Consider the following 14070-nt stretch of genomic DNA (forward strand, 5'->3'; position numbering starts at 1 on the left):
TACCAATGTTGCTTAAAAACTATAAAACTATTTTCCTCAAAGAACTTTCTTCCTGGTATGACGAAAAGGAAGTAGAAAGTTTTTTTTATTTGATTTTGGAAAGTTTCCATCAAAAAAAACGGATCGATTTGGCCTTGAAGCCTGAGATGGAAATGGATGCTTTGCAATTGTTGCGTTGGGAAAGTGCTTTAGCGGAACTTAAAAAGCAGAAACCCATTCAGTATATTTTAGGAGAAACGGAGTTTTATGGTTTGCCATTTTTGGTGAATGAACATGTTTTGATTCCCAGACCGGAAACCGAAGAGTTGGTCCAATTGATTATACAAAGTATGAAATACGAAGTACAAAGTACAAAGTTGAAAATTTTAGACATAGGTACCGGTAGTGGTTGTATTCCGATTGCCTTGAAGAAAAATGTACCGGAGGCTGACGTTCATGCAATTGATGTTTCCGAAAAGGCTTTGGCTACGGCTATAAAAAATGCGGAGTTGAACCATGTTGTCGTACATTTTGTTTTGCAAGATATATTAGCTACAGAAGCTTTAGGACAAACTTTCGATGTAATAGTATCCAATCCGCCGTATGTTCGACATTTAGAAAAAACTGAAATCAAACCGAATGTTTTGGAACACGAACCGCATTTGGCTTTGTTTGTTGAAGATAACGACGCCTTGTTGTTTTACCGAAAAATTTCGGCTTTGGCTCAAAAACATTTGTCGCCTAATGGCAGGTTGTATTTTGAGATTAACCAATATCTCGGGAATGAAACAGTTGCTTTAGTAGAAAGTTTTGGCTTTCATGAGGTGAAGTTACATCAAGATATTTACGGAAACGACCGAATGATTTCAGCCACCAAAAAAGAATAGCGAATCAATTTTACTCGTAACGCAGCGCTTCAATAGGGTCGAGGCGCGAGGCTTTGATGGCCGGATACAACCCTGAAACCAAGGCCACAATAAAGCTTGTGATGAATGCCGCTATAATAGCGCCCCACGGAATTACAAAATCCCAACCGGCAGCCAAACAAATTAAAAAACCAATCAGAATTCCGAAAATAATTCCAAAAAATCCACCCATTTGACCGATGGTTAAAGTTTCAATAAAAAACTGAAAGGCTATTGTGCTTTTTTTGGCGCCCAAAGCTTTTCGAACTCCAATTTCTCGGGTTCTTTCCGTTACCGAAACCACCATAATATTCATTAAGGCTATAGAAGACCCTAAAATGGTAATGATACCCATAATCCATGCTGACCAAGATAAGAAGCCGGTCAAATTCGCTATGCGATTAATCAAGTCGTCGCTGCGAGAAATACCGAAATTGTTTTCTTCAACGGGGTTTAACTTACGAATTTTTCGCATGGTAATTATGGCATTGTCTATAGATTCATCTAATAGTTCCTTTTTGGATACCATTGTACTCAAAGAGTAATTGATGTTAGGCGCAGAAAACATTGATCGGGCTACTTGAATTGGAATCATTACCCGCAAATCTTGACTGTTACCAAAAGTTGATCCTTTTTCCTTTAAAACGCCAATGACTCTAAATTTTGCGCCGCGAACCGATATGATTTTATCAATCGGATTGGTGTCTTTTAATAATCCTTTGGAAACAAAATCTGAGCCGACAACACAAGCATAAACGTTATTGGAAATGTCAAAAGTGTTAAAGTTTCTTCCTTGTGTAATTTCTAAGCCCGAATTGGTAATGTAATACTCATCTATTCCTAAAACCGAGATTTCCGGGTCGGTTTTTTTGTTTTCAAATTTTACTTCTGCGCTGGAAGTGGCTGTAAAAGAAAGAGAAGTTTGCGAAAAGGGAACATTAAATTTTTCCTTAAAAGCACGGGCTTCTGGATAGCTGATAATGGGATTAATTTTTTCAATTTCTTCATTCCCGCGGCGGCGCCCGAAAGATTCATATTGGTTGATGTTAAAGGTATTCGAACCCATAGAAGCAAAACTCGAGTTGAGGTTATATTCTATGGCTGTGACTACAGTTAAGATACCTACCAAGGCCGTAATTCCTATGGCTATAATAACTACCGTTAGTATGGTGCGAAGCAATTGTGTTCGAATTGAACCCAAGGCTATTTTGACGTTTTCTCTGAATAATCCAATCATAACGGTAATTTGACACGAAAATACAGCTTTTGTTACAAGAATATTATAACCGTTGTGGAAATAGTTTTAAAAAATAAGATATTTGCAAAATCAATTACGAATTGTCAATTACGAATTATATTCAGTAGTTCTATGATTATTCGTAATTCTTAATTTGTAATTCATAATTATTTCAATGGCACAAAAACCAAGTATTCCAAAAGGCACGAGAGATTTTTCACCCGCTGAGGTGTCAAAACGCAATTACATCATTTCGATTATGCGACATCATTTTGAGCAATTTGGTTACCAACCGATAGAAACACCATCATTTGAAAACGCTGATACTTTGATGGGGAAATATGGGGAAGAAGGCGATCGATTGATTTTTAAAATATTGAATTCGGGGGATTATTTAGATAAGGTTGCTGTTGAAGAATTGCAAAATATCAATTACAAAAAGCTTACCGTGAAAATCTCCGAGAAAGCCTTGCGTTACGACTTAACTGTGCCTTTCGCGCGTTATGTAGTGCAACACCAAAACGAGATTGAGTTTCCTTTTAAGCGTTACCAAATCCAACCGGTTTGGCGTGCTGATCGTCCGCAAAAAGGGCGTTTCAGAGAGTTTTACCAATGCGATGCTGATGTAGTAGGTTCCACTTCGTTGTGGCAGGAAGTAGAATTGGTTCAACTGTACGATTCGGTTTTTACGACTTTAGGATTGGAAGGAGTGACAATCAAAATAAACAATCGCAAAATTTTATCCGGGATTGCTGAGGTGATTGGCGCTTCGGATAAATTGATTGATTTTACAGTGGCTTTGGACAAGCTCGACAAAATAGGAGAGGAAGGCGTTAAAAAGGAAATGATTGAAAAAGGAATTTCTGAAGTCGCCCTACAAAAAGTACAACCTTTGTTTAGTTTTACCGGAACGATACAGGAAAAATTAGAAAAACTTTCCAATCTGTTAACGGCTTCGGAAGAAGGCAAGAAAGGCATTGAAGAATTGCGTTTTATTTGTGACCACGTAACCCGATTAGGATTGCAAAAAGCCCGATTGGATTTAGATGTAACTTTGGCACGCGGACTCAATTACTACACCGGAGCCATCTTTGAAGTAGCTGCTCCCGAAGGTGTGGCTATGGGCTCTATTGGCGGTGGCGGTAGGTATGATGATTTGACCGGAATTTTCGGGTTGAAAAACATGAGTGGTGTTGGCATTTCTTTTGGCTTAGACCGCATTTATTTGGTGTTGGAAGAGTTGCATTTATTTCCGCCAACGGTTACCATTTCGACTCAGGTATTGTTTTTAAATTTAGGCGATAGTCAAGCTTTTGAGGCAATGAAAGCCATAAACAGTTTAAGAGCCAAAGGAGTAAAAGCTGAGATTTATCCGGATGCTGCCAAAATTGACAAACAATTTAAGCATGCAGAGCGCCGTCAAATTCCTTTTGTTATTAAAGAAATTAATGGTGGTTTGTTTACTTTGAAGAACCTAACAACCGGCGAACAATCGGAAACTGATCTATCGGGTATTTTAGAGAAATTAGTTTGAGTGTAATTAATAGTAGCATAAATATTTCATTTTAAAATTAGAATAAAAAACTCTCCGCCCAGAACGGAGAGTTTTTTTTGTCAAATAAACAAAGACTACTTAATTAGAATCTTTTTGCTGATATCACCTTTGTCAGTGGTAATTTTTACTATGTAAGTTCCGGTACTTAATTGGATAACCGGTAAGTGCATTTCTGTTTCAGATTGGCTTTCTAACGACCATTCCACAACTCTTTGTCCCATTAAGTTGAATAATTCTACTGATTTTATTGTAGCTTCCATCAACTCATTTTTGATATGGATGGTATTGTCAGTTTGTGTATGTGCCACTGAAATACCGTTTTGCAATTCATTTTCATTGGTGCTTAATGAACCAGCCGGAGCAAATCTCAAGGAAAATCTGTTTTCAAAAGTTCCTGCCGGTAGGTTGATTGCAAAAGGTTGCGATTTTATACTGTGGTAAACTCCTGTTGTATTGTCATGGATGAATACGTCTTGGTTTTCGTCAAAGTTTTCTTTGTCATCCAAGTTGAATTTAACAATTCCCGCCGTTGCATTTTTAATCCCCAGCGGATAGCTGTTGTTGGCATTAAAATAGCCATCTCCAATGATGTTTAATTTGTTGGTTCCTTGCATAAAGTACATGTCACTAGCTAACGTTTCAATGCTGATAGCATCGTAACCGTTATCAAAACCACTTGTAGCATATTGATTCATGAAGCCTAATAATAACTGTCTGTGGTAATTGTTAGCCGAAACATAACCCAATCTCAATTTAGCAAACTCTTGCTCTTCGAATGAATCTTCAGCATTGATGGCACTTGTGTTACTGTTAGCCACTAGATTGTTGTTTCTGAACAAAGTATATGAGCTGGCGTTGTTTTCTTTGATAAACAGACGTTGGCTATTGTTGAAAGCAATAGTACCACCTGTAGCACTTCCTGTTACGAAGAAACCTTGTCCGACAGGGATAAATCTTTTCGCTGTTTTGCTACTGCTTCCTAATCCGCTAACACCGGCAGGAGCTACAGGAGCTGTTCCGCCCACTTTGGTGTATGTTGCATATCCGCCTTGGTATTGAATAGTATTGTGAGAATTGTTGGTGTTGTAATGTTCCCAAAAATGAAGCGTACCGGTAATACTTGAAACATTATCATCGATAAATTTATCAGCATCTATGGCAGACGGATAAGGGTTTCCGCACAAGTTTAAGTTGTTAGCGCCAACGGTAGACGTAATGTTGCCATTGTTTGGTTTACCAACAAAGGTATAGTTTTGGAAATCACTAATTGTATTAGAACCTTTTAGAGTGTATCCTTGACCTGCCAATAATGTTCCGTTTTGACCTACTGTAGACCAGTTGGCATAACTGTTTGTATGGTTTTGGAACTTAAAGATCCAGTAACTGCTTAAGGTTATCGGGTTAGTAGCAGAACCATTAACGCCTGTTGTCCATTGGATATTTTGAGGTGTAGCAGTAGTACCGTCTTTCATAACTCCAGCAACAGTAAATCCGTGGTTTATAGTTGAGTTGTTGATTGAACTTACCGGTGAAGACCAATAATTGTAGTTAAACCTGTTCGCTTCTCCCTCTTGATCTCTTTCAATAGAACCCGCACTGGTAACGTCTAATTCACTGTCTATAGTTTGTAATAATTGCGATTTACCGCTTAGGTCAATTTTACCGTCAAGTTTTAGATACCATTGGTTTTCCAATTTGTTATCGTTATTCATATTTACGGTAACACTCGGACTAACAATCATTGCCATAGTAGACACATTTGAAGGTTCAGTGATGTTGTGATTTACTTGTACTACAGCATAGTCATATTCTACTAAATCAAGTCCTCTGATGTCTTTTGAACTATCGTTAACAGCAGTGGCAAAGCTTCCGGTTGTTCTGGTAACAAATGGCATTGGCGCTTGTTGTGTTTGAATTGTTTTGTGATTATACATCTTCATTCCGCTACCGGTATCTATTCCCGGAGTGATTAAATTGTCTACAATGTCATCTCTGTAAGCATCCATTCTGTAGTATCGAATGAGGTTGGCATAAGGCAACGATTGTATATCTCTTGGTATTACAGTACCGCGTACTTGTGATCCGTTGTTTTCAATTTCTTGATAAACCATTCGTTGCACTTGAGTATCTGTTAAGGTTACATTAAAGACACGTACTTCGTCTATTTTACCTCTGAAATATTTATTGGCAGCAGCCGGATTTTTACCTAAAGTTAAGTTGGTAGCGTCTGCCATGATAGCCCCGGAAACAGATTGAGTTCCTAATAATTTTCCGTTTAAGAAAAGTTTTAAGGCGCCATTTCCGTAAACGGCTGCTACATGATACCATTGGGCTGTATTTAACACTTCAGTACTGGTTATTGAAGTAGCATTGGCCACAACTTCCAATCTTCTGTCGCTGTTTACTTTAATTTGGAATTTGTCTTGTCCAACTACTACTCCTTCAGAGCTGAATCCGCTGTTTAAATCTATCCAAGCCATTAGAGAAGCGTTGGATAAACTTCCTAAAACAGGGGTATTTTCCGCATAATCATTTCTTCCGTCGAAGTCGAGTAATAATTTTTTGTTTAAGTTTCTTGGAGAACCTTTTACAGCGTTGTTGCTGTCAAAAGCATCTAAAATTCCGTCGCGATCAACATCGGCAGTACCATCAACTCTACCATCATTATTGGTGTCAATATTATCATACATAGAGGTAGTTATGTCAAAGATACCATCATTGTTGGCGTCCAATTCCAAGAAATCGGCTATACCGTCACCATCAGTATCTTGAGCATAGCTTCTAAATACTGTGCCAAAGTTGGTTGAGTTATCATATAAGTCAAGGATGCCGTCTTTGTCTGTGTCGACACCATCCCCTTTACCATCGTCATTGATATCACCGTCACCGTTTAAAGTGCCGCCTTCATTTACGTCAAAGAAAGAGTCGTTATCACTATCAAAATCCAATTGGTTTCTCAATCCGTCACCATCAGAATCAGGCACATTATAAGTACCGCCTGAAATCATGGCTGCGATGTAATCGTTCATACCGTTATTGTTGCTATCGGTCCATAATGACGGATTACTTTTGTCGAATGTTGCGGTGTTGTTGCTGAATTGTTTAAATCCGGCTTCTTCAATATCAGGAATACCGTCGTTATCAGAATCTAAATCTTCTGTATCCGTAATACCGTCACCATCAGAATCGATACAACCTTGATTGATTACGATTTGAACATCGTCAATAAAGTTCCCTACAGAAGCACTACCCGAACCGGTATAACCGGCTTGGAAAGTAATTACGATTTGGGTTTGTCCTGGCGGGATAGAATAAATTCCGGAGTAAGTGCCCCAAGCAGTATTATCGTCAACCATTTCAACAATAGGAGTTGAAGCTAAGGCATCGGCTAAACTGCTTCCCATTTTTACAAACGCTTGGTCAACACCACCACGACCTCTGTGTTTGATAGACCAGTTAATCGTTCCACCGGCACCGTTCAAACAGAAGGTTTGGTATAAAGTTCCAGCGATATTGGCATTTAATTCGGCAAATTGGTTTCCTCCGGCTGCCGGAACTCCGTTAAAGCCGTCACTCCAAATTTCGATGAAATCTTCTGCACTGGTTTGCCAACCGTTTACACTGCTGGTTGGTAATATAGCGTAACTGGCAGCTTCGATTACAGGGTTTTCAAATCCACCATTCATAAAAGGATCACTCAAACACCCTCCACATTCTATGATGTCGGTAATTCCGTCGTTATCATCATCAATATCAGTACTACTGTCTACAGTATCACCATCATTGTCTCGTAAACCTCTACCGGAGATATTAAATCTATAGTTGGCTTCGTTGGCGTCATCATTAGTGATGTATATTACTCCGGTTCTGACACCATTTGTGATTGGGTTAAATGTAACTTCGAATGTCATGCTTCCTCCGGTAGGAATTACTGTAGGAGAAAAGAAAACAGCATAATCTAAGATATTGCTGCAAGTAATTGAAGAAACATTTAATGGAAGTCCGCCTGTGTTTTCAATTACAAAACTGTTTGTAGCAGTGCCGTCATCCACTTGAACGCTGCCGAAATCTGTATTTCTCAATACGCTGATGATAGTACTTCCTGAAGCAATCGAAGTACCGTTTCCTCTAACATTGATTTCTCTATCGGTTACTGTTGCAGATACCGAGAAGGTATAGCTGCTTTCTTCAGCGTCGTTGTTTGCTATAGTAATCGTAGCCGCTCTGGTTCCAAAGGTTGCCGGAGTGAAAACGATAGTCATTGTAACAGAACTTCCGGGAGCAACTGTATTAGAAGAAACACTAACTGCATAATCAGCTAGAGTTGAAGTTAATGAAGTGATATTTAGGTTACTTGTTCCGGTGTTTTGGATTACGAAAGTTCTGGTTGTAGCCGAGGTACCAAAATTGGTTCCCAAGGTAGTAGAAATTGTTGTAGAACCATTGTTGATATTTGTTGGACCGGCGCCACCTTGTACATTAATTTCTTGTTCTGATCCTATACCTCTTACAGCAAAGGTGTAAGTTCCTTCATTACTGTCGTTATTGTTTATGGTGATTACACCATTTCTGGTTCCGGTTGCCGTTGGATTAAAAGTTACCGGTAGAGTTACCGAACTGTAAGCCGGGATTGTTGTTGCCGGAAAAGACACCAAGAAATCTCCGGTACTTGAAGTTACAGAAGTGATTGATAAACTATTAATACCTGTGTTTTCAATGGTAAAGTTATTGATTACACTGCCTGTATTGACATCGGTACTTCCGAAGTCGGTGTTACGATCAATATTGATGGTAGTACTACCAGATACTATGTTAATGGCATTTCCTCTTAAGTTAATTTCTCTATCGGTAGCTGTTCCTGAAACTCTAAAAGTATAAGTGCCTTCATTAGCATCATTGTTTGATAAAGAGATTGTTGCTGTTCGGGTTCCGGTAGTTGTAGGATTATAAACAACTGTTAATGTACCTGTTCCACCTGCGGGAATACTACTTGGTGAAAATGAAACGGAATAATCTGTCAATGATGACCAAGCTGAGGTTAATGATAACGGACTGGTTCCTGTATTTTGGATGATATAAGTTCGGGTTCCCGGTACTGATCCGAAGTTGGTACCTAAAGCATCAGAAACTGTTGTGGAACCGCTTGGGATATCAGTTGGAACTGCACCACCTTGAAGGTTGATTTCTTGTTCAGTTCCAATTCCTTGTACTCTGAATGAATAAGGGTTTTCATTACTGTCATTGTTAGACAGGTAAACTAATCCACTACGAGTTCCGGCTAAAACCGGGTTGAAAGTTACCGTTAAAGTAGCTGAACCACCGGGTACAATAGTAGAAGAAGAAATTGAGGCAGAAAAATCGCCGTTATCGGTGTAAACGGATGTAATTGAAAGATTTGCAGTTCCTGTATTTTGAACAGTATAGGTTTGGGAAACACTTCCACTGTTGACATCAGTACTTCCAAAGTCAGTGTTGATAGAAGTGGAAATAGTTGTACTACCGGAAACTATGTCGTTACCATTGGCCTGTAAATTAATTTCAGGGACTGCTGTGCCGCGAACCGAAATATTATCGATGTAATAAAATTCACCACCATCAACACCTTCGCAGAAAACTCTGAATCTTACAGTGCTGTTTCCGGCCGGAATATTATGAACATAAGGATTGACAGAAGCATCGTTTGTGCCGTAGGCCAAGTTTTTGTTGCTGCTTCCATCTACTAATTTGATAGCACTATCATAATTAGTGCCACCGTCATAAGAAAATTGAATGAACAGGTCTTCATTGTTGTCTACGCCTAATGAGGCAAAAGAAATAGACACCTGAACATTGGTGTAACCGGCAATACTAACATTCTCAAAGGTTGCGGTATTACTCCCGGTAAATCTTAAAGATCTAGAACCGGATACGCCCGTTCCTGTCGAAACTGTAATAGCAGTTCCTGAGGATACAGTGTAGGACAGGTTGTCTCCGGCAACACTTTCAAAAGTTTGACTTCTAAGGGTTACTTGAGAAAAACCTGCAAGTGAACATAAAAGTAATAATAAGTAACTTCTTTTTTCTAAGGTAAGTAATAATTTTTTCATAACTCTGGGGTTAATTATGCATTATTATTTTAGAATGAAGATTAATCTGATTCTTCATTTGATTATTTGACAGTTCAAAACTATGTAAAAGCTTTAAATAATCGATAAAAGACATAAAAAGTTCGATGAAATGCACAAAAATATTTATTTGTTAAATAAAAAACTTACAAATTATTAAATTTTTTAAATTAATCTTGAATGATGATTTAGTGATTTTCACCTCTCTTTTCAGCAAAAATTCTTTTGATTAAACAAAAAAACGACTGGTAATTGACAGTCGTTTTTGGAGGATGTTATTTTTACAGTTATTTACTAAAGCAATGCAATTTTCTTTGTTATAATTCCGTTGTTGGTTATAACTTTTACCAAGTAAGCTCCGGAGGACAACCCATTGATGTTTAAATGGATTTCAGATTGGTAAGCATTTTCCATGTTCCATGAATTTATTTTTTGCCCCAAAAGGTTATACAATTCAATATTTTTAACAATAAATGCGGGAGTAATATTTTTGAGGGTAATTGTTTGGCTGTTTTGAGAATAGCCAATGTATAGATTGTCCAATAGATTTTCTTGAGTTGATAAAGAAGCCTCATTGTTAAATCGCAATGAAAATCTGTTTTCAAAGGTACCGGCGGGTAAATTTACCTCAAAGGACTGTTGGTTAATGTTGTGATAAGTATTGGTGACATTATCGAATAAGTATATAGGCAAAGATTCTTCTGTGTTTTCTAGTTCATCAATGCTAAACTTTACGTTGCCTGAAATGGCATTTTTAACTCCAATCGGATAACTATTATTAGGATTAAAATAGCCATCTGCCATAATGTTAAGTCGGTAATCTTCACTAATAAAATATAAATCATTTGTTAAAGTTTCTATACTAATCCCATCATACCCGTTGTCGTAATTTGGTGAGCCATATTGATTCATAAAACCAATCAAGGTTTGACGATGGAGTTGATCTGCGGAATCATAGCCTAAACGAATTTTTATAAATAATTCTTCCGGTATTTCTGTTTCGTCATCTTCATCATCTTCATCATCTTCATCCAAATTATTGGTTGTTTGATTTGATTGGCGGAACAATGTGTATGAACTCAAATTGTTTTCCTTAATAAAAGTTCTTTGACTGTTTTTAAAGGTAATTGCACCACCTGTAGCCGAGCCTTTTACAAAAAAGCCTTGACCTACCGGTATGAATTTTTTAGGCTTTTTAGAACTCGATCCAAGTCCGCTAACTCCCGAAGGCGCTACCGGTGCCGTACCGCCGGTTTTAGTATAGGTAGCATATCCACCTTGGTATTCATGGGAAGCGTGAGAATTATTAGTATTGTAATGTTCCCAAAAATAAAGTGTACCGGTAATACTGGAAACGTTATCATCGATGAATTTATTTGCATCAATGGCCGAAGGATATGGATTTCCGGTAAGATTTAAGTTATCAGCCAATACCATGGATGTTATCGTACCGTTATTAGGTTTGCCTACAAAAGTGTAATTTTGATTTGCTGTTGCAGCACCACTTCCTTTTAAAGTAAAACCTTGTCCTGTTGCAACGGAGCCGGTGTTTCCCACATAAGACCAGTTGGCTGTTCCGTTAGGCAAATCTTGAAATTTGAAAATCCAATACCTAGACAATGTTACCGGACTTGTTGGTGAACCGTTAACACCCGATGTCCAGTTTAGATTTTGAGGAATTGATGTTGTGCCGTCTTTAAGTACATTGGCTACTGTAAAACCATGATTGATTGTAGTGTTGTTTGCTGAACTAACCGGTGAAGACCAATAGTTGTAATTAAATTTATTTGATTGCCCTTGTTGGTCACGCTCTAATATACCAATGCTGTTGAGGTCTATTTCACTATTGATTGGTTGAATTAATTGTGATCTTCCCACCAAATCCATTTTGCCATCTAATTTGAAATAATGAGTAATGTCTATCTTGGTGTCATTAGATACAGAATAAGTGTTATTAGAGACTAATAAACCCAATACCTTTTTGTTTTCAAGTGATGTAACATTGTGGTCAGTCTTTACGATATTCCATGTAATGGGAGTAGTATTGTTTACAATTGATTTAGCATTTGGTACTGTATTTGAGGAATCGTTTGACCATGTAGTATCGTTACTCCAAAGGCCATTTGTTACTGATTGATAGGGTATCGGAGCCGATTGTGGCACGGCAGCAGTATGGATTGTATTGATTATATAACCGCGATTGTTTTGACTCGAATCATCATCAATATTAGTTCCAATGAAGGAATTCATAGAGTAATAAGCTACCAAATAGGACCATTTAACCACTCTGATATCATTTTTACTTATAGTACTCGGAATAAAAACGCCTTTTGTTTCTGAACCGTGTTGAACAATTTCTTGGTTTAAAATAAATTTTAATTGAGCTATATTGATCAATCTGTTCCAAAGTCGGAATTCATCTATTTCTCCTTTAAAATAATGTTGTACATCCAATTTATTCCGATATTCAGCACCCATAGAAAAATGATGGTTTGTGATTGTCGGATTGGGAGTTACAACGCTGGAATCAAGTACGCAATCAATATACATATTTAAATTATTACCGGAAAAAGTAACCACTATATTATGCCATTTTCCATCCGGTAAAGCAGTGTTTGATTTTAATGTTATGCCACCTGTCCAGGAGACATTTATCTTATTGTCGTTGGAGAGGTAAATGCGATATCCTGTAATACCATCGTGTTTTGCTATAATTGTTCGATCGTCATTATTACTGTTTTGCCCATTTGGTTTTATCCAGAACATCATAGTGAAAGCATTGGATATGTTATTGGTATTGTCAAATTTAATGACATCGCTAATCCCGTCGAAGTTAATACTTCTCGAATATGTGCTTTGATGTGCTACCCCAAATGTAAAAAACTTAGTTCCGTCGAAATCATAATCAACAAGCTGATTTGTTCCTGATTTGTTCAGAAAAACGGTTTCTAAATTATTTGTAAAGAATTCGTCATCTGCAACTACCAGCACATAGGCGTCATTGCCTGATAAACTTGGCAAACCGCTCAAAACCGAAGTAGGTATTGATATTTGTGTTGAGTGAACATCACCACCGGTTTCAACTATTTTCCATTTTTTGTTTGGAATATCAACAGAAGTAGTAACTCCTGAGCCGCCACCGAAAGTAATGTTAACATTTAAACCGCTGTCATTCATATCACTGTTGTTATCGCCCCAAACCAAAAAGCTTCGGTCAGAGGAAAATGAATTTAGATTCGCAGCATTGTTAATTGCAATATTGCCCAAACCCATTACCGGAAAAGGTAATGGATCAATATCTGTGTTTTGTTTCTTATTCAAGCTTACAAGATCATCACGGCCTATTAAATCTACATTGTAATTGTAAGTGCTATTTGCGGTAGCATTCCAAATTAAAGTTCCGTTTGAATCAAAAAGATCTTGTCCTAATGTGATGCTACTATTGAAACACAGCAGGAATAGGACAAACTTTGCACGTAGGTTAAGGGTAATTTTTTTCATAACTGTTGGGGTTTAGTTAATGAATACTGTTTTGACAAAGTCTATGGAGGTGGATTCTGGTATCTCAAAGGTATTGCTTTGTTTTAATTAGTCGATTAAAACACTCAAAAAAACGATTAAATACATACTATTGAGTTTTGTATCTATAATTTTCTTACAAAATAGCACAAATGTAGTTTGTTTGTTTTTCTGAAAAACAGTTTCAAAACAGTAAAGTGTAGTAATAAAAAAAGGCTCGGATGGTACCGAACCTTTAAAAGTAGCGAGAGAGAGATTTGAACTCTCGACCTCAGGGTTATGAATCGCTCTAATAATTACATACTATATTGAAAATCCTAAAGTTGCAATTAGTTTAAAATCGATTTAATTTCATAAATAACATGATAAGTCACTCCTATAAGTCACTCCTATAAGTCACTCCAGTAAGTCACTCCAGTAAGTCATTCTGTTATTTTATTTATTTTTCAATTTTTAGCCTATTCTCTTGTCTGAAGAAATGAAAGTATTGCGTTTTTTTATTTGATTATTATCCTTTTTGGTACACTTGGATTAGGTATCAAAAGTGAAATAATATTGCACTAGTCTATGCGATGGGAGGCTTTATGAATTTTGTTTCGGGATTATACACAAGCTTGCACAAAGTTTTCAAACTTGTATTTTTGATAGGAATTTTGCTCAACTCTTGAAGTTGAGTTTTCTTAAACAAAAATAAAATTTATTTAAGATTTATAAAGAATTCAAAAAATCTTATCGAATTGGAGTTGTCTTCTGTAATTTTAACTTGACAAT

At 37.2% G+C, this 14070-nt stretch carries 5 protein-coding genes; 2 read left to right on the forward strand and 3 right to left on the reverse strand.

Going from position 1 to position 14070, the window contains the following annotated elements:
* Nucleotides 1–5: 5 nt before the first annotated feature.
* Nucleotides 6–866, forward strand: a complete 861-nt coding sequence (gene prmC, locus ACIQ32_RS03720; protein WP_396194338.1) for a peptide chain release factor N(5)-glutamine methyltransferase — start codon at nt 6–8, stop codon at nt 864–866.
* Between the two features lie 10 nt (nt 867–876).
* Here prmC and ACIQ32_RS03725 read toward each other — a convergent pair whose 3' ends face one another.
* Nucleotides 877–2121, reverse strand: a complete 1245-nt coding sequence (locus tag ACIQ32_RS03725) for an ABC transporter permease (protein WP_396194339.1) — start codon at nt 2119–2121, stop codon at nt 877–879.
* Nucleotides 2122–2296: 175 nt separating this feature from the next.
* Here ACIQ32_RS03725 and hisS point away from each other — a divergent pair, with 175 nt between their 5' ends.
* Complete coding sequence (gene hisS, locus ACIQ32_RS03730) at nt 2297–3655, forward strand: histidine--tRNA ligase (RefSeq protein WP_396194340.1); 1359 nt, start codon at nt 2297–2299, stop codon at nt 3653–3655.
* 95 nt (nt 3656–3750) lie between these two features.
* Here the strand turns inward: hisS and ACIQ32_RS03735 are convergent, their stop codons facing one another.
* The gene (locus ACIQ32_RS03735; protein ID WP_396194342.1) at nt 3751–9762 is read right to left on the reverse strand and encodes a choice-of-anchor D domain-containing protein; all 6012 of its coding nucleotides are present in this window, start codon (nt 9760–9762) and stop codon (nt 3751–3753) included.
* Nucleotides 9763–10074: 312 nt separating this feature from the next.
* Complete coding sequence (locus tag ACIQ32_RS03740; protein WP_396194343.1) at nt 10075–13281, reverse strand: LamG-like jellyroll fold domain-containing protein; 3207 nt, start codon at nt 13279–13281, stop codon at nt 10075–10077.
* Nucleotides 13282–14070: the final 789 nt, after the last annotated feature.

This window comes from Flavobacterium sp., from assembly GCF_044373165.1.
GTDB lineage: Bacteria > Bacteroidota > Bacteroidia > Flavobacteriales > Flavobacteriaceae > Flavobacterium.

Excerpts from the sequence above, each read along its gene's own strand:
- prmC (WP_396194338.1), top strand. The coding sequence starts at position 6 with ATGTTGCTTAAAAACTATAAAACTATTTTCCTCAAAGAACTTTCTTCC.
- ACIQ32_RS03725 (WP_396194339.1), bottom strand. The coding sequence starts at position 2,121 with ATGATTGGATTATTCAGAGAAAACGTCAAAATAGCCTTGGGTTCAATT.
- hisS (WP_396194340.1), top strand. The coding sequence starts at position 2,297 with ATGGCACAAAAACCAAGTATTCCAAAAGGCACGAGAGATTTTTCACCC.
- ACIQ32_RS03735 (WP_396194342.1), bottom strand. The coding sequence starts at position 9,762 with ATGAAAAAATTATTACTTACCTTAGAAAAAAGAAGTTACTTATTATTA.
- ACIQ32_RS03740 (WP_396194343.1), bottom strand. The coding sequence starts at position 13,281 with ATGAAAAAAATTACCCTTAACCTACGTGCAAAGTTTGTCCTATTCCTG.